Here is a 16,394-nt window from a genome sequence, read left to right as displayed (position 1 = left end):
CTATTCACGCCTTAGCCTTGTCGGATGCACCGATGATGCTGGTGATGCGCAGGGTGCGGTCGTCAGGCACTTCGCTCAGCGCAATCACTGCCAGCTGGCGCAGCCGGCGGCGCAGGAAGCGCGACAACACCTGTCGCAGGCGGTTGGGCACCACCAGAACCGGCGGGTTGTTGCCCAGTTCCTGGCGCTCCAGGGCGAGGGTGGTTTCTTTCATCAAAGTGTCGGCCAGGCTCGGCTCCAGCGAGCCACCGTTGCCAACGGCCTGCATCACCACCTGTTCAAGTTTGAAGTCCAGGCCGATCACGCGCAGTTCGGGCTTGTTGGCGTAGTACTGGTTGACGATGGAACGCCCGAGGGCAACCCGCACCAGGGCGGTCAGCTCCTGAATGTCTGGCGGTTGCTGGGCGCCGCCGTGCTCTGCCAGGGCGTCGAGGATGGTGCGCAGGTCGCGGATCGGTACGTTTTCTTCCAGCAGGTTTTGCAGGATGCGCTGTAGTTGGGTGAGGGTCAGCAGCTTGGGGATCACTTCCTCCACCAGGCCTTTGCCGTCGCCGCCCAGCTTGTCCAGCAGCTTTTGCACTTCGCTGCGCCCAAGCATGTCTTTGGCGTACTGGTGCAGCAGGTGGTTCAGGTGCGTGGCGGCCACGGTGCTGGCGTCGACCACCGTGTAGCCGTAGATTTGCCCGTGCTCGCGCAGGCTTGGGTCGATCCAGATGGCCGGCAGGCCAAAGGCCGGGTCCACAGCCTCCTTGCCGTCCAGTTGGCCGGTGACCTTGCCGGGGTTGATGGCCAGCCACTTGCCGGGGAACACTTCACCCCGGCCGATCTCCACACCCTTGAGGCTGATGATGTAGGTGTTGGGCGACAGTTCGAGGTTATCGCGCACATGGATCACGGGCGGCAAAAAGCCCATGTCCTGGGCAAATTTCTTGCGCAGGCTTTTGATGCGGGTGCTCAACTCGCCTTCCTGGCGTACATCCACCAGCGGGATAAGGCGGTGGCCCACCCGTAGGCTCAAAGTGTCTACCAGCTTCACATCGTCCCAGCTCGCTTCGCTGGCCTGTGCCGCGGGTTTTGGCAGTGCGGCTTTGGCCGGCGCCTGCTCGGCTTCTTCCTGCTGGCGCGAGAACCACCAGCCCAGGCCGCCGAGCAGTGCGGTGAGCAGCAGGAAAACCAGGTTGGGCATGCCGGGCACCAGGCCCAGCAGGCCCATGACGCCTGCGGTCATCATCAACATCTTTGGCCGGCTGAACAGCTGGCCGATCATCTGCCGGCTCACGTCTTCTTCGGTATTGACGCGCGAAACCATTACGCCGGCGGCGATGGAGATCACCAGGCCGGGGATCTGCGCCACCAGGCCGTCACCGATGGTGAGCATGGTGTAGGTGTGGGCAGCGTCGCCAAAAGCCATGTCGTGCTGCAGCATGCCGATGGCCAGGCCGCCGACAATGCACACGCCCATGATCACCAGGCCCGCCACGGCATCACCGCGCACGAACTTGCTGGCGCCGTCCATGGAGCCAAAGAAGTCGGCTTCCTGGGCCACTTCACGGCGGCGTCGGCGGGCTTCCGGCTCGCCGATCAGGCCGGCGTTCAGGTCGGCGTCGATGGCCATCTGCTTGCCGGGCATCGAGTCCAGCGTGAAGCGCGCGCCCACTTCGGCGATACGCCCGGCGCCCTTGGTGATCACCATGAAGTTGATGGTGACCAGGATCAGGAACAGCGCCAGGCCCACGGCAAAGTTGCCGCCCACCAGAAACTCGCCAAACGCTTCGATGACCTTGCCCGCCGCGTCCGTGCCAGTGTGGCCGTGCATCAGGATGACCCGGGTCGAGGCCACGTTCAGCGACAGGCGTAGCAAGGTGGTGAACAGCAGCACCGAAGGGAACGCCGAGAAGTCCAACGGCTTTTCGGTCAGCATGCTCACGATCAACACCATGATCGCCAGGGCGATGTTGAAGGTGAACAGCAGGTCGAGGATGAACGTGGGCAGCGGCAGGATCATCATCGACAGGATGACCACGATCAGCACCGGCCCGGTCATGATCTTGAGGTCGCTGCCAATCAGCCAGTTGTCGCGGCGCAGCAGGGCGGTCAGGCCTTTCATGGGGTCTGTGGGTCCTCGGGTGTGGGGCGTTTGCGTCCGGGCTGGTCCATGCCCTCGGGGACGTTCAGGTTGGCTGGCATCGGCGGTACGGGGCCGCCGTGTACGGCGACGCGCTTGAGGCGGATGGCCCAGGCCACCACCTCGGCGACGACGGTGTAGAGTTCGGTGGGGATTTGCCGGTCGAGGTCCACGTGGAAGTACAGCGCGCGGGCCAGCGGTGGGGCCTCAAGAATGGGTAGCCGGTGTTCTGCGGCGATTTCGCGGATGCGCAGCGCCACGGCATCGGCACCCTTGGCGACTACCCGCGGGGCACCGTCCTTTTCCTTGCGGTAGCTCAGGGCAACGGCGAAGTGGCTGGGGTTGGTCACTACCACGTCAGCCTTGGGCACTTTGCTCATCATGCGCCTGCGCGCACGGGTTTGCTGCAGGCGGCGGATACGTGCCTTCAAGTGCGGGTCGCCGTCGGAGTTCTTGTGCTCCTGGCGGATTTCTTCCTTGGACATGCGCAGGTTCTTTGCGTAAGTCCATAACTGGTAGGGCGTGTCGATGCCGACCACGACGATCATCACGGCGGTGCACATCAGGCAGGCCTTGGCTGTCAGTGCCATCAGCGTGACCAGCGCCTGCTGCGGTGGCAGTTTCGGCAGGCCGAGCAGTTGGCCGATATGGGCGTGCATGAAGAGGTACAGCACCACGCCGATCAGTGTGGCCTTGGCGACTGCTTTGCCAAGTTCCACCAGCACCTGCACGGAGAACAGGCGCCCAAGGCCGCTTATCGGGTTCAGGCGCGAGAAGCGTGGCGCTGCAGCTGCCAGGGTAATGACCAGCCCGCCAAGCAGCGTTGGTGCTGCAAGGGCCGCCACTACCATCAGCGTGAAGAAGGGGACGAGGGCCAGCAATGCCGCACTGCTCAGGGACGCGAGGGTGGTAAGCATGAGCGTGGTGTCGAACAGCTGGGCACGGTCGAACAACAGCCCCCTTTCCAGAATGCTGCCGAGGTGGTCATAAAGCCGCCCGCCCATCGCCCACAGCCCACCGATGCCGGCCAGCAGCATGATGAATGTGCTCAATTCGCGGGAGCGGGCAACCTGCCCCTCTTCGCGGGCTTTCTCGATGCGTCGGGGGGTTGCGGCTTCCGTCCGGTCTTCTTTGCTGGTTTCGGCCATGGGGCCATTTTGAATGGGAGCAAAGCGATGCTAGGCCCCGAAAAAACAGCTGAAAGATGCGCTATTGTCGATCTCACGGATTGACCGGCCCCTTGTAGGAGCGGATTTATCCGCGATGCAGACGCCGCGGTGCATGGCACCGGCTTTGCCGGTGATCGCGGATAAATCCGCTCCTACAGGTCAGGGTGGTGATTCGCCAAATTCATCCTGGGCCAGAATGCGCTGCGCCACCTGGCTGTCGAGCACGATGATCTCGATGCGCCGGTTGACCGCATCGAACGGCCCGGCACCCGGGAAACGGATGCGGTCGGACATGCCGGACACCCGCAACAGTTTGCCCGGGTCCAGACCGCCAGCCACCAGTTCCTGGCGCGAGGCTTTGGCGCGGTCTGCGGACAGGTCCCAGTTGCTATAAGTGGTTTCGCCGCCGGGGTAGGGGTGGCTGTCGGTGTGCCCGCTGATCTGGATCTGGTTGCGCAACTCGTTCAGTACCGGGGCAAATGTGCGCAAAAGCTGGCTCATGTAGGGTGCCACGCGCGCGCTGCCCAGCTCGAACATCGGGCGCTTGTCGGTATCGAGCAACTGCACGCGCAGGCCCTCGGGGCTCAGCTCAATGGCAATCTGTTGCTTCAGCTCGCTCAGCTTCGGGTCGCGGTCCACAGCGTTCTCCAGCCGCTGTTTGAGGCTTTGCAAGTGCCGACGCTCTTCACTCGACAGCTGCGTGGGCCGCTTGGCTTTGCGCGCGAGCTCGCTCTCTGGCCTGCTGGCGTCGGTACCGCCACCGGGGATGGCGCTGGTGCTGGCGGAATTCTTGTCGCCGTGGCTCAGGGCCACCAGCAGCGGCGTACTGAAGTACTCGGCAATCGCTTCCTTGTCGCCGTTGCCGGCATTGGACAACACCCACAGCACCAGAAACAGCGCCATCAGTGCGGTCATGAAGTCGGCAAAGGCAATTTTCCAGGCCCCACCGTGGTGGCCTCTGCCTGCTCTCTTGCGGCGGCGGATGATGATCGGCTGTTCGCTCATGCCGTAACCGGGCTCGACTGGCCGCTGCCCCCCCGCACATGGTTTTCCAGCTCTTCAGCGCTGGGCCGTTCACTGCTGTGCAGTGCCTTGCGGCCAAACTCCACGGCCAGTTGCGGGGGGATGCCTTTCACATGGGTGAGCAAGGTGATGCGCAGGCAGTGCAGCATCTTAGTGGACTCCGCCGTCTGCCGTTCGATGCGGCTGGCGAGCGGGGCGACCACGCCGTAGGCCAGGTAGATGCCGAGGAACGTACCGACCAGTGCATGGGCGATCATCTGGCCCATCAGGTCGGGCCCCACGTTGACCGCGCTCAAGGCCTTCACCACCCCGAGCACTGCCGCGACGATGCCGAAGGCCGGCAAGCCGTCGCTGACCTTGTGCAGGGCATCGGCGGGCAAGTGCGCTTCGTTCTCGAATTCCTCGATCTCGTGCAGCATCAGTTCATCCAGCTCGTGGGCCGGCAGCGACAGGCTGATGAGCAGGCGCAGGTAATCGACGACGAAGCTCATTACCAGCGGGTCTTCGAGCAACTGCGGGTGGTTGGCGAACACCGGGCTTTGGCGCGGGTCGTCGATGTCCCGCTCAATCGACAGCAGGCTCTCGCGCCTGGCCTTGCTCAACAGGTTGTAAAGCATGCCCAGCAAGTCGAGGTAAAACGCTTTGTCGTAGCCGGTGCTGCGTTTGAACCGCGAGACCGCGCCGAAGGTGGCGCGAATGGCCTTGCCGTTGTTGGCGGCAATGAAGGCGCCCAGCGCGGCGCCCACGATCATCAGCAATTCGGTGGGTTGGTACAGCGGCCCCAGGCTACCCCCGGAGAGCACGAAGCCGCCCAGGGCCGAGGCCAGCGCCACGGTAAGTCCTAACAGTATGAGCACGTCGCCGCTCCTCGAATCAGTGAATGACCGCTGAAGATCGGCAACGACGATGGCTGACTTGAAGAAACTTTCCCGAACGGGTGCCCAGCCTCGATCAGCGCTGCTTTACCGGCCGCAGGCTGTCGAGGTTTTCGGGGTCGATGTCGCGCCGTTTCAAGGTTTTGCCCGCGCGCGAGGGTGGCTGGCAGATGCCGCAGATGTAGTTGTGGGTGGGGGAGTAGGTGTGGGTGATGAATTCGCCCGTGCAGCAGGAACAGCGGATCTGCTCAAGCATGCCATTCTCGACAAAGCGCACCAGTGTCCAGGCGCGCGTCAGGCCCAGAACCCGCTCGCCATCGGGCCCGGCGGCGTGCTCCAGGTAAAGCCGGTATGCCTTGATGAAGGCGTCGATGCGGTGGCCACCGATCTCCAGCATGCTGCGGTAGATGCTGTAGAACAGCGAAGAGTGAATGTTCGGCAGCCAGGTGACGAACCAGTCTGTCGAAAAGGGCAGCATGCCTTTGGGCGGCGGGGCACCGCGTACTTCCTTGTACAAGCGGATAAGCCGACCACGGGTGAGCGACGTTTCTGTCTCCACCACTTGCAGGCGAGCACCCAGCTGGATCAGTTCGATGGCCAACTGCACCTGCTGCATTTCGGTGACCAGACTTTTCTCTGACATGGTCAGGTGCCGCTACTGTGCATGCCATCTGAACGGTCGGTGGCCGCCATTAGCAGAGAAGTGTGAATTTCGACCATGCCCAGTTCGCGGGAATTATCCAGCGCTCTGGAAATACGTTCTGCCTCTTCGAAAGTGGGGCGGCAAATCAGCTGATTGATCCTGGACAACTGGGTCATCTGCTTGCTGCTCAGGCGGGTCAGCAAGTCCGCCATGTTGTCGTTGAGTTTCAGGCGGAACATCGCCACTTCGCGATCTTTACGCAACAAGTTTTGCGCCAGCAGCAGATAGGAAAGGTTGAGTTCCTGGATGTCTGCAAGATAGGTATCGGTGTGCGGCACCATGCTCCCCTTTTTCAGTAAGTACTACAGCCCCGGCACGCCGTGAACGCGCGGTTGAACACAGTTGCCCCAAACCCCGCCTGGCGGTAGGGCTTTTGGGTGTGGGCATTGCTGGCTCGCGGTTTCCCGGCGGGTTGTCGTGTTGTGCGTTTTGCCCCGTTTGGGGGCGTCGAGAAATTTTTCCTAAACTATCAAGCATGTCGCCCGATAACAGATAGGGGCAGACTTTTCCCGGTTTCTTGTGTGCTCTTGAAGGCACTAATTGTGAAACGCATATGTTGCATTAGTTAGCTAGCTCATGATGGCCGAATGTACCTACTGGTACAAGCGATGGCCTAGTGATATCACCTCTCCTTTGCCCCGATAAGTGTTATCCAGTTCACACTTTTGACGGCCAACTTGCATAAGTTTTCCAAGGTACGACTGGCGCGCATGCAGGTGGCGACTGACTTGCGTGTCCAGTGCAACTATTTCGCTGATCAGTTCAAGCTTTCGCAGTTGCCCCGCCTCATCGAGTTCTGCCTGGCTTTCGGCGCGCTGCAAGCTGGCAGCGTCGATCAGGCCCTGGGATTTGAGCGCGAATATGCCGTCCCAGTCGGCATTTTCGGCGCATGCCAGCATGCGACGGGCTTGCTCAAGCAGCCCTTCGTAGGCAGCGATCACTTGTGCTTGCAGCATATCTACCGTCATTCCTCGGTTTCAGGGCCAATCGCGATCCAAGCCGAGGCAATAGTGCCCAAGAGCTCTGCGGCGGCATTCAGGGATTCTTCGTTGTTCTCTAAGTTGGCGCGCAGCAACAGGCGCACGACAAAATCGTAAAGATCGTCAAGTTGCCGGGCGATGTCGCCGCCCTGTTCCAGGTCCAGCGACCCACGCAGGCCACGGCTGACGATATTGATCGCCCGGGTAATCGCCTTGCCTTTTTCCGGCGTGTTGCCTGCCTGCATATGTAACCTGGCCAGGCGCAGTGCGGCCTGGTAGTGCTCGAACAGCAGGGTGATGCGCTGGTGGGGCGAGGCGGCAAGAATGCTGCTCTCCAGCGCCACCTTGGCATAGGCGGTTATGTCCTTGGACGGAATCATCCGGCCTGCTCCTGGGCATTAGTCGTCACTGTTGAGCGCCTCGAACTGGGTCGTGAGGTAATCGGCGGTGGAATTGAGCGTCGAGATCAGGGTGTCGAGTTCGGTGAACTCTTCGCGCCAGCGCTCCATTTCGGAGTCGATCAGGGCCTGCTTCTCTTCGTAGCGTTCTTCAAGCTGGTCGAGCTTGCTGTCCAGGCTGTCTGTCTTGGCGGTAATCAGCCCAGTGTCTTCGTCCAGGTAGTTGTCCAGGTCGTCGGTCATGCGGGTGATGAAGCCAGAGCTTTCATCGGTGCCGATGAAGAACTCGGACACCGCATCAATGTTGTCGTCCAGGGCGCTCTGCAGCGTGTCTTCGTCAATCGACAGGGTGCCATCCGACTCCAGGCCGATGCCCAGTTGCGACAGGTAGGTAAACGTGCCGCTGCCAATTTCGCTATAGAGGTCGCTGGCCAATTCGGTGCTGATGCGCCGAGTGGTGGAATCGCCCAGCAGCTCGCCCGCGGTGCCTGCGTCGGCATCGTAGGCCGTGAGCTCATCCACAGTGGCGACGAAGTCGTTGTAGGCATCGACGAAACTGGTGATGGCATCGAGGATGGTGTCGGTATCGCGCTCGATGGTCAGTGTTTGCGAGCTGCCAGTGGCGCTCAAAGTCAGAGTGACACCTTGCAGGGCCTCTTCAACGGTGTTGCTCTGGCTGGTGATGGCAATGCCGTTGATGGTCAGCTCCGCGTCTTGCGCGGCCACCGTTTCGGTCATGTTGCCGAATAGAGAGGTGGCGAGGTCGCTGCTGTCGCTGCTGCTGTAGCTGACCGTCATTTCCGACTCGGTGCCGGTACTGTCCGAGGTCAGCACCAGGCGGTAGGGGGTATCGCTGCCGTCGTTTACCAGCGTAGCGGTGACGCCCGCATCGGCGGCGTTGATCGCGTCGCGTAGCCCTTCGAGGGTGTTGTTGCTGCTGTCGAGGGTGATGGATACCGCATCGCTGTCGCCCACCTGCAGCGTCAAGGTGCCGGTGCCCAGGGTGCTGCTGGTGTCGCTGATGCCGTCGGTGGCCAGGCTTTGGGCCTGGGCCAGTTGGGTCACTTCAATGCTGTAGCTGCCGGCCACTGCATCGCTGCTGGTCGAAACCGCCACGCCGCTGCCGGAAATACTCGTGCTCAGGCTTTCGTACAGGCTGGCATCGGCCAGGGCTTCGGCGGCTGTTTGCAGCGCATCGAGTGCGCTGGTCAGCGTGCCGTATGCAGAAATTTCCGCTTCGACAGACTCTTCCTGGGTGGTGATCGGGTCCAGCAGGCTGGTGGTCTTGGACTCTTCCAGGCTTTCCAGAATGCTTTCCAGGTCGAGGCCCGAGCCTACGCCAAGGCTGGTGATGGATGCCGTGGAGCTGGTGGTAGTCGTCATGTGCGGGTCCGTTCTGATGTGCGCGGCGGAAAGAGCGCGTTTGGGCGCAACATCGGCATTCGGTTACTGCGTCTTTAACGGAGCATGCTGAAAAAGTGTGACGTGCCTCTCAAACCTGCATGGCCATTACATCTTTGTAAGCCGTGAGCAGCCGGTTGCGTACCTGTACACCCATCTGGAAAGCCACGCTGGCTTTCTGCGAATCGGCCATCACGTCACTCAGCGACACCTCGCTGCTGCCGGCCTGGAACGCGTTGGCCTGGGTGCTGGCGGTTCGCTGCAACTGCACGATGCGCTGCAGAGAGCTTTCCAGTTCACCCGCAAAACCGCTCGCAGCCGGGTTGGCATTGCGGGTGGAGGCGCCCTGGGCCTGTTCGGCAAGGCTGCTCAGCTGCTGCAGGGCTTCGGCGATGGCTTGGGTGGTCATGGCGCTGGGGCTCGTGGTGGGTGACTGCGCGCAGATTAACAAGTAGGTGAAAGTTCATATCTGCCCAATTGGCTGCAAAACAGCGGGCTTTTCTGCCCTTTGCATGAGGGCGCCTTCGCCAGAATGACGCTGAGCCAATCCCGCCAAGCCTTGCGCGCCTCTGGGCCGATGGACTGCGGGCCGATTTCCACTGCCAGCGGACTCTGCAATGCCCTTCTTTACCGCCAGAACCCACGTTTCGAGGTGTTCGTGACGACTGCTGCCCAGGCCAAGGCCGCAAAAAAGAACCTGCCGATCGCCAACCCCATCCGGCCCCTGGATGCATTGACGGCGTTGCTGCGCGGGCGGCCGTTATTGCCCTTCATGCTGGCGGGTGCCGCTGCAGTCGCCGTGGTGGTGGCCTTGCTGCTGTGGGCGCAGGAGCCGGAGTACCGCGTGCTGTTCTCCAACCTGAGCGAGGCCGACGGTGGCCAGGTGATCAGCGAGCTGGACAAGCGCGGCGTACCGTACCGGCTGGGGGAGGGCGGGCATACCATCATGGTGCCTGCCGAACAGAAAAACGCCTTGCGCCTGCAACTGGCCGAACAAGGCTTGCCCAAAGGCGGCAGCATCGGCTTTGAGTTGCTGGACAAACAAGCCTTCGGCATCAGCCAGTTCGCTGAACACCTCAATTACCAGCGCGGCCTGGAAGGCGAACTGGCGCGTACCATTGAATCCCTGGGGCCGGTAGCCCATGCCCGGGTCCACCTGGTAATGGCCAAGGACTCGGTATTCGCCCGTGATCGCGAAGCGGCCCGTGCCTCGGTGACCCTGAGCCTGCAGCCCGGCCGCGAACTGGGCCAGGGCCAGGTCAGTGCAATCATTCACCTGGTGACTTCCAGCGTGCCGGAACTGGCCGTGGACGGGGTGACCGTGGTTGACCAGAGCGGCCGCCTGCTGTCGCGCAGCCATGACAGCGACGGCCTCGACGACGCCAAGCTTGATTACGTGAGCGAAATCGAGCGCAGCTACCAGCGGCGCATTGAAGAAATCCTCGCGCCGCTGCTGGGTAGCCGCAACGTGCATGCCCGGGTCGTGGCTCAGGTGGACTTCTCGACGCGTGAGAGCACCGCCGAACGCTATGCCCCCAATCAGGAAACCAGCGCCGCTGCGGTACGTAGCCAGCAAACCTCCGAGCGCATGCTGCAGGGCAGCGATGCCGGCCGTGGTGTGCCGGGCGCGCTGACCAACTCCCCGCCGAATACGCCTGCCCCGACCCGCGCCAACGCACCAACGCCGGCCGGTGGCAATGCCGCTACTGCCAGTGCAACCGCCGAGCCCGGCAAGTCGCTGCAGACCGAGCGCATGGTCAACTACGAAGTCGACCGCGACGTGGAGCACGTCAAGTCCAGCCTTGGCAACGTACAGCGCCTTGCAGCTGCCGTGGTGGTCAACTACCGCACCGTGCTCAAGGATGGCGCCCCCACCACCGAGCCGTTGAGCAAGGAAGAAATGGCCGGCATCAATGACCTGGTGCGCCAGGCCATGGGCTTCAGCGAGGGCCGCGGCGATACCGTGCAGGTGGTCAACAGCCCCTTCGTGGACGAGCAGGCGCAGCTGGACGAATTGCCGTGGTGGCGTACCGCAGAAGCACACGACCTGGCCTTGGGCCTGTTGCGTTACCTGCTGGTGGCGGCGGTGGCCTTCGTGCTGTGGCAGAAAGTGCTTAAACCGATGCAGCGCCGCGCCGCGGCTACGGGCCAGACAGGCCTGATGGAGCTGGCAGACGACGACATGGACCTGACGCCGAGCGGCGCGGGCGCCGATGCCATGCTGGGTGCCGATGGCGCTTCGCGCCCGGCACTGCCACGCAAGGCCGCTGCATACGAACAGAACATGGAGAGCCTCAAGCGGCTTGCCACTGATGACCCGCGCCTGGTTGCCATGATTGTGCGTGGCTGGATGAAAAAGCATGAGTAACAAAATCAGCGGTGCCCGCCGCAGTGCCATCCTGCTGCTGTCGCTGGATGCCGACAGCGCGGCGGAAGTGTTCAAGTTTCTGCCGGGTGAAGAGGTTGAGCACATCAGCCGGGAGATGGCCAAGCTCAGCCAGGTATCGCATGAGGAAATGCGCCAGGTGCTGGCCGACTTCATGGATGAGACCGAGCAGTACGCAGCCATCAACATCCAGAGCAGTGACCACATTCGGGCTGTGCTGACCAAGGCGCTGGGCAGCGAACGGGCTGCCAGCCTGATCGACGACATCCTCGAAACCAGCAACAGCGCCTCGGGCATCGACAAGCTGAACCTGATGGAAGCGCAGATGGTGGCGGAAATGATCCGCGACGAGCACCCGCAGATCGTCGCCACCATTCTTGTGCACCTGGAGCGCAGCCAGGCTTCGGCAATTCTGCAGTTGCTGACCGAGCGGCTGCGCAACGACATCATCCTGCGCATCGCCACCTTTAATGGCGTGCAGCCGGTAGCGCTGCACGAACTCACCGAAGTGTTGGGCGGCATGCTCGATGGCCAGAGCCTCAAGCGCAGCAAGATGGGCGGCGTGAAGGCCGCGGCGGAAATCCTCAACCTGATGGCCACCAGCCACGAGGCTTCTGCCATCGAAAACCTGCGCAACTACAACGCCGACCTCGCGCAGAAGACCCTCGACGAGATGTTCCTGTTCGAGAACCTGGCCGATGTGGACGATCGCAGCATCCAGACGCTGCTGCAGAACATCGACAGCAACGCCCTGTCCATCGCCCTGAAAGGGGCGTCGGAGCCTTTGCTCGACCGCTTCCTGCGCAACATGTCGCAGCGTGCGGCCATGTTGTTCCGTGAAGACATGGAGGCCCGCGGGCCAATCCGCATGTCGCAGATCGAGGCCGAGCAGAAGTCGATCCTGCAGGTTGTTCGTCGCCTCTCCGAAACCGGTGACATGGTGACCGCACGGGGTGATGACGCCTATGTCTGAGCCCTTGCCGCAGGCTCATTGGCAGCCATGGTGCATGGAACCGCTGGGCGCGGGTGATTCGGCGGCAGCGGATGCCTTGATGGCACGCCGTGAACACGCCCGCAAGCGTGCCTTCGAACAGCGTCTGGAGTTGCAGCGCCTGCGTGAGCAGACCATGGCTGAGGCTGAGCAGGCGGGCCTTGCCCAAGGTAAGGAGCAAGGTTATGCACAGGGCCTGGCCGAAGGGCGTGAGGCGGCTGCAGAGGAGTTGCGCCAACAGGTTCGCCAAACGTTGGAGCCGCTGCGTGCGCTGTGCGTGAGCTTTGATGAAGCGTTGCGCGAAGTGGATAGCCAAGTGGCCGGGCAACTGGGGCGTATGGCGCTGGACCTGGCAGCCCGCCTTGCCGGCAAGGCGATGGCCGTGCAGCCCGAGCAGGTGCAGGAACTGGTACGGCAGATGCTGGCCAGCGACCCGGTGCTGGGGGGCAAGCCTGCGTTGAGCTTGAACCCCGATGACTTGCCGTGGGTGCAGAGCAACCTGGCGGATGAACTTGAAGCGGCGGGCTGGGCGCTGCAAGCCGACCCTGCACTATTGCCGGGCGGTTGCCGGGTGCACAGCAGCGGGGCAGAGCTGGACGCCACCTGCCAGACCCGCCAAGCCCTGTTCGAGCGTAATGGCCAGTGGCTGCTGGACTCGCAGCAGTGATAGGTGCCAATCCACACCTGCAGCGTTGGGGGCGAGGCCTGGAAGCTTTGGCCGGTGACGCTCTGCACGTTCCCGGCTATCAGCGCAGTGGCCGCATTACCCGGGCAACCGGCATCGTTCTGGAAGCGGTTGGCCTGCGCCTGCCTTTGGGCGCGGGTTGCCGTATCGAGCTGGTGCGGGCTGGCGCAAACCCTGCTGTATTCGCCGAGGCCGAAGTGATCGGTTTTGCCGGTGAAGTGCTCTACCTGATGCCCCTTGAGGAAATTCACGGCCTGCAGGCGGGGGCCAGGTTTTTTGCCCTGGCCGACGAGCCAGGCGCCAGCGACGGTGTGCGCCCTGTGCCCTTGGGCATGGGCCTGCTTGGCCGGGTGCTGGACAGCAGCGGCAACCCGTTCGATGGCAAGGGCGCGTTGCAGGCAACGCATCGCGCCAGCCTGCATGGCCAGCCGGTCAACCCGTTGCAGCGTGCGCCAATCGAACAGCAGATCGATGTGGGCATCCGCGCCATCAATGCACTGCTGAGTGTTGGTAAAGGCCAGCGCCTGGGCCTGTTCGCAGGCTCCGGTGTGGGCAAGTCGGTACTGCTGGGCATGATGGCACGCTACACCCAGGCTGATGTGGTGGTGGTTGGGTTGATTGGTGAGCGGGGCCGTGAAGTTCAGGACTTTATCGACAACATTCTGGGCGAAGAGGGGTTGCAGCGCTCCGTGGTGGTGGCAGCACCCGCTGATGCCTCGCCGCTGCAGCGGTTGCAGGGCGCGCTGTATGCCACGCGCCTGGCCGAAGACTTTCGGGAGCAGGGCAAGGACGTGCTGCTGATCATGGATTCGCTCACCCGCTACGCCATGGCCCAGCGCGAGATCGCCCTGGCGCTGGGCGAGCCGCCAGCAACCAAGGGTTACCCGCCTTCCGTCTTCGCCAAGCTGCCAAAGCTGGTGGAGCGTGCCGGCAACGGCCCCCGGGGCGGTGGCTCGATTACCGCGTTTTATACCGTGCTCAGCGAGGGCGACGACCAGCAAGACCCGATCGCCGACTCGGCGCGGGCCATCCTTGATGGCCATTTCGTGCTGTCACGCCAGTTGGCGGAAAGCGGGCATTACCCGGCCATCGACATCGAAGCCTCGATCAGCCGGGCGATGAACGCCATCGTCAGCGAACCGCAACAGCGCAGGGCGCAGAAACTCAAGCAGGCGTTGTCGCGTTATCAGCGCAACCGCGACCTGATCAGCGTGGGGGCTTATGCGCCGGGGCACGATGCCCAGCTTGACCGTGCGGTAACGCTGTATCCGCACATCGAGCGCTTCCTGCAGCAGCGCACTCACGAGCGTGCATCGGTAGCCGACACGCTTGCCGGGCTTGACCAGCTGTTCCCCGGCAAATGACCCCAGACCCGGTACGTACAGGTAAACACCCATGGCGCATGCGTCACTCCAACTCCTAATCGAACTCACCGACCGGGCCCGCGAGGCTGCTGCCAGCGCACTGGCACAAAGCCGTCGCACCGAGCAGCAGATGGCCGAACAGCTGCGCCTGCTGGACCAATATGAAGCCGAGTATCGCCAGAGCCTGCAGCGGGAACTGGTGGGTGCAGGCATGAGCCCGTCGACGTTGGCCAATTACCGGGGCTTTCTGAAGTCGCTGGAGGGTGCTATCGAACGGGCGCAGACAAGCCTGGCTCGTCATCGCACGCAATTGGCGCAGCACCAGGACGCCTGGCGGCAGCAGTGGCGCAAGGTCAATGCGTTGGAAACCCTGTTGGCCCGGCGTATGGAGCAGGAGCGCCTGATTGCTGGCCGTGCCGACCAGCGGCGTACCGACGAGCTGGCGGGCCAGGCTCGGCGCACATCATTCATCAGCGGATTCTGAGGCTTCCTGTGGATATCATCACCGCCATTTCGCCTGTCGCGCCGGCAGAGGCCCCTGCAGCGGCCACCGATGCAGCAACCGCTGGCGGAGCAACCGGCTTTGACACAGCCCTTTCGCAGGCGCAAGCGGCACAAACCACTGCCGTACCGGCACCAACGCTGAAGATGGCCACGCCAGTGGAGGCTCAGGTTGCTGAGCCAATACCTGTGGTCGCGGATGCGCCGGCTTTGCCTGCTGCAACCGCCGAGCCCCAGCCGGAACTGCCAGAAGCACCCCAGCCGCAGGCAGTCACGAACCAGCCTCAAGCGTTGACACTTTCGCTGGATGAGCCAGAGCTGCCGCCGGATGATGAACCTGTCAGTACGCTCGCGGGCTTGCAGGAAGTATCAGAGGGCGATGATCTGGCCACCGATGACAGCCCAACTCAACCTGAGGACTCGCTGGAAGCGATCCGTCATCGGCTTGAGCTGATTGACACGGCCGGCCAACTGGCCTCAGGTGCGGTGGCTGCCCCACCCCCTGTGGCTTGGTCAGCCAGCCCCGCCACGGCATCTGGTGTTGATGACGCTCAGGCTGAAGTGGCGGCGTGGCCTCAGGCCGATGCTCAGGTTGCCGCTGCGCAAGCCCCGACCGGCCAATTGGAGGCAGTGATGGCGGACAGCGTTCAAGCAGACGCACCGGTCAGTGCAACCGCCGATGGAGCACCAAGCGCACCGGCGGACGCCGACCCTGCTTTGCTGCCCAACGTTCAGGCACCGGTCATGGCTGCAGCACCGGCTTCCAGCAGTGCGCTGGCATCCACAGCCCAGGCAATGCCTACCGTAGGTAGCGAGTCTTGGCAAAGTGATCTGGGCCAGCAGGTGGTCGCCATGGTCCGGCGTGGCGAGCAGAAAATGGACATGCAACTCAACCCGACCGACCTCGGGCCGCTGTCGATCAGCCTGAACGTAAGCGAGAGCGGCGTGCAGGCGCAGTTCCATTCGGCCCACGCGTCGGTGCGGGCCGCCGTGGAGCAAGCGTTGCCACAGTTACAGAGCGCGCTGGCATCACAGGGCCTGACGCTGGGCGAAGCGTCGGTCAATGACGGTGGCTCGCGACAGGCGGCGGGTGAGCAGCCCCGGCGTGAATCGCAGGGCTCAGGCGCGGATGAGCGCTCGCAACCGGTGGCGCAGGCGCCACAGATGGCGGCGGTGGAGCAGGTGGTTGCCTCGCGCCTGGGCGTTGACCTTTATCTGTAAGGCAAAGCCACAAGATAACCCCCTTAAGCCCCCCTAATCACACCTTAGCCACCCCCACCCGCTGGGCATACTTGCGCCCTTTCGAACCGCATTTTCCGCAAGGCAGCTGTCCATGCCCACCACCACCAAGAAGATCTGGCTATGGTTCGCCCCCATAGCCCTGGTCGCCGCCGCAGCCAGCTCCGCTGGTGTGTACGCTTACGTGATGCGTGAGCGCGCCAATGCGCAGGCTGCCCGCACTGTTCACGTGGCGCCACTGCTGGTGAGCGTCGCACCCATGACGGTCAACCTGCGCAACATCCACGACGAGCCGATGATGCTTTACGTGGGCTTCAACCTTGAAGTCGGCAACGAAGCCACGCAGAAATTGCTGGTGCTCTACATGCCGAGGATTCGCAGCCAGCTGCTTACCGTGCTCAGCGGGCAGGACAGCGATGAGCTGGCTACCCCGCAGGGCAAGAACGCGTTGGCGGCGAAGATACTGGAGCTGCTGCGCAGTACCCTGGCAGCCGACCAGCCCGACCTGGCGTTGCTCGGTGTGCTCTACACCGACTTCATCGTGCAGTAAGCCC

Annotated in this window: 17 protein-coding genes; 7 read left to right on the top strand and 10 right to left on the bottom strand. The window is 62.9% G+C overall.

Annotated elements, in window-relative coordinates; all coding sequences use genetic code 11:
- Nucleotides 1–4 precede the first annotated feature (4 nt).
- From flhA to fliE, 10 genes are all read right to left on the bottom strand, one after another.
- Nucleotides 5–2,107, bottom strand: coding sequence for a flagellar biosynthesis protein FlhA (gene flhA / locus PVV54_RS25680; protein WP_274907874.1), 2,103 nt, complete (start codon nucleotides 2,105–2,107; stop codon nucleotides 5–7).
- On the bottom strand, nucleotides 2,104–3,273 hold the full coding sequence (gene flhB, locus PVV54_RS25675; protein ID WP_274907873.1) for a flagellar biosynthesis protein FlhB: 1,170 nt from the start codon (nucleotides 3,271–3,273) through the stop codon (nucleotides 2,104–2,106). Before flhB ends, flhA begins: the two co-directional genes overlap by 4 nt.
- A 180-nt stretch (nucleotides 3,274–3,453) precedes the next feature.
- Nucleotides 3,454–4,299 carry a flagellar motor protein MotB gene (motB, locus tag PVV54_RS25670; protein WP_274907872.1) on the bottom strand — a complete coding sequence of 282 codons (846 nt, stop codon included), beginning with the start codon at nucleotides 4,297–4,299 and terminating at the stop codon, nucleotides 3,454–3,456.
- A complete protein-coding gene (gene motA, locus PVV54_RS25665; protein ID WP_274907871.1) occupies nucleotides 4,296–5,174 on the bottom strand; it encodes a flagellar motor stator protein MotA in 879 nt (292 codons plus the stop codon). Before motA ends, motB begins: the two co-directional genes overlap by 4 nt.
- A gap of 94 nt (nucleotides 5,175–5,268) precedes the next feature.
- Nucleotides 5,269–5,835: a flagellar transcriptional regulator FlhC gene (flhC, locus tag PVV54_RS25660; RefSeq protein WP_274907870.1), complete on the bottom strand. Its 567-nt coding sequence runs from the start codon at nucleotides 5,833–5,835 to the stop codon at nucleotides 5,269–5,271.
- 2 nt (nucleotides 5,836–5,837) lie between these two features.
- Nucleotides 5,838–6,176, bottom strand: a complete 339-nt coding sequence (gene flhD, locus PVV54_RS25655) for a flagellar transcriptional regulator FlhD (protein WP_274907869.1) — start codon at nucleotides 6,174–6,176, stop codon at nucleotides 5,838–5,840.
- Nucleotides 6,177–6,488: 312 nt separating this feature from the next.
- A complete protein-coding gene (locus PVV54_RS25650) occupies nucleotides 6,489–6,851 on the bottom strand; it encodes a flagellar protein FliT (RefSeq protein WP_274907868.1) in 363 nt (120 codons plus the stop codon).
- An 8-nt stretch (nucleotides 6,852–6,859) separates the two neighbouring features.
- On the bottom strand, nucleotides 6,860–7,255 hold the full coding sequence (gene fliS, locus PVV54_RS25645; protein ID WP_274907867.1) for a flagellar export chaperone FliS: 396 nt from the start codon (nucleotides 7,253–7,255) through the stop codon (nucleotides 6,860–6,862).
- Between the two features lie 18 nt (nucleotides 7,256–7,273).
- Nucleotides 7,274–8,656 carry a flagellar filament capping protein FliD gene (fliD, locus tag PVV54_RS25640; RefSeq protein WP_274907866.1) on the bottom strand — a complete coding sequence of 461 codons (1,383 nt, stop codon included), beginning with the start codon at nucleotides 8,654–8,656 and terminating at the stop codon, nucleotides 7,274–7,276.
- Between the two features lie 109 nt (nucleotides 8,657–8,765).
- Complete coding sequence (gene fliE, locus PVV54_RS25635) at nucleotides 8,766–9,083, bottom strand: flagellar hook-basal body complex protein FliE (RefSeq protein WP_274907865.1); 318 nt, start codon at nucleotides 9,081–9,083, stop codon at nucleotides 8,766–8,768.
- A 249-nt stretch (nucleotides 9,084–9,332) separates the two neighbouring features.
- Between fliE and fliF the strand changes: the two genes are divergently transcribed.
- The 7 genes from fliF (at nucleotide 9,333) to PVV54_RS25600 (ending at nucleotide 16,390) form a co-directional block, all read left to right on the top strand.
- Entirely contained in the window at nucleotides 9,333–11,042 is a 1,710-nt protein-coding gene (fliF, locus tag PVV54_RS25630; protein ID WP_446731482.1) for a flagellar basal-body MS-ring/collar protein FliF, read from the top strand.
- A complete protein-coding gene (fliG, locus tag PVV54_RS25625) occupies nucleotides 11,035–12,033 on the top strand; it encodes a flagellar motor switch protein FliG (protein ID WP_274907863.1) in 999 nt (332 codons plus the stop codon). Before fliF ends, fliG begins: the two co-directional genes overlap by 8 nt.
- Nucleotides 12,026–12,718 carry a FliH/SctL family protein gene (locus tag PVV54_RS25620; RefSeq protein WP_274907862.1) on the top strand — a complete coding sequence of 231 codons (693 nt, stop codon included), beginning with the start codon at nucleotides 12,026–12,028 and terminating at the stop codon, nucleotides 12,716–12,718. The genes fliG and PVV54_RS25620 overlap by 8 nt, the downstream gene beginning before the upstream one ends.
- Complete coding sequence (fliI, locus tag PVV54_RS25615) at nucleotides 12,715–14,100, top strand: flagellar protein export ATPase FliI (protein WP_446731435.1); 1,386 nt, start codon at nucleotides 12,715–12,717, stop codon at nucleotides 14,098–14,100. Before PVV54_RS25620 ends, fliI begins: the two co-directional genes overlap by 4 nt.
- A gap of 31 nt (nucleotides 14,101–14,131) precedes the next feature.
- Nucleotides 14,132–14,584: a flagellar export protein FliJ gene (gene fliJ, locus PVV54_RS25610; protein WP_274907861.1), complete on the top strand. Its 453-nt coding sequence runs from the start codon at nucleotides 14,132–14,134 to the stop codon at nucleotides 14,582–14,584.
- Between the two features lie 8 nt (nucleotides 14,585–14,592).
- Entirely contained in the window at nucleotides 14,593–15,822 is a 1,230-nt protein-coding gene (locus tag PVV54_RS25605) for a flagellar hook-length control protein FliK (protein ID WP_274907860.1), read from the top strand.
- Between the two features lie 112 nt (nucleotides 15,823–15,934).
- Nucleotides 15,935–16,390 (top strand): flagellar basal body-associated FliL family protein, encoded by a 456-nt coding sequence (locus PVV54_RS25600; protein ID WP_274907859.1) that lies wholly within the window; start codon nucleotides 15,935–15,937, stop codon nucleotides 16,388–16,390.
- Nucleotides 16,391–16,394 lie beyond the last annotated feature (4 nt).

Source organism: Pseudomonas sp. PSKL.D1, assembly GCF_028898945.1.
In the GTDB taxonomy this organism is placed as follows: Bacteria; Pseudomonadota; Gammaproteobacteria; order Pseudomonadales; family Pseudomonadaceae; genus Aquipseudomonas.
The sequence above is the reverse complement of the archived record's forward strand: the minus strand, read 5'-3'. Positions and strand labels throughout refer to the sequence as shown.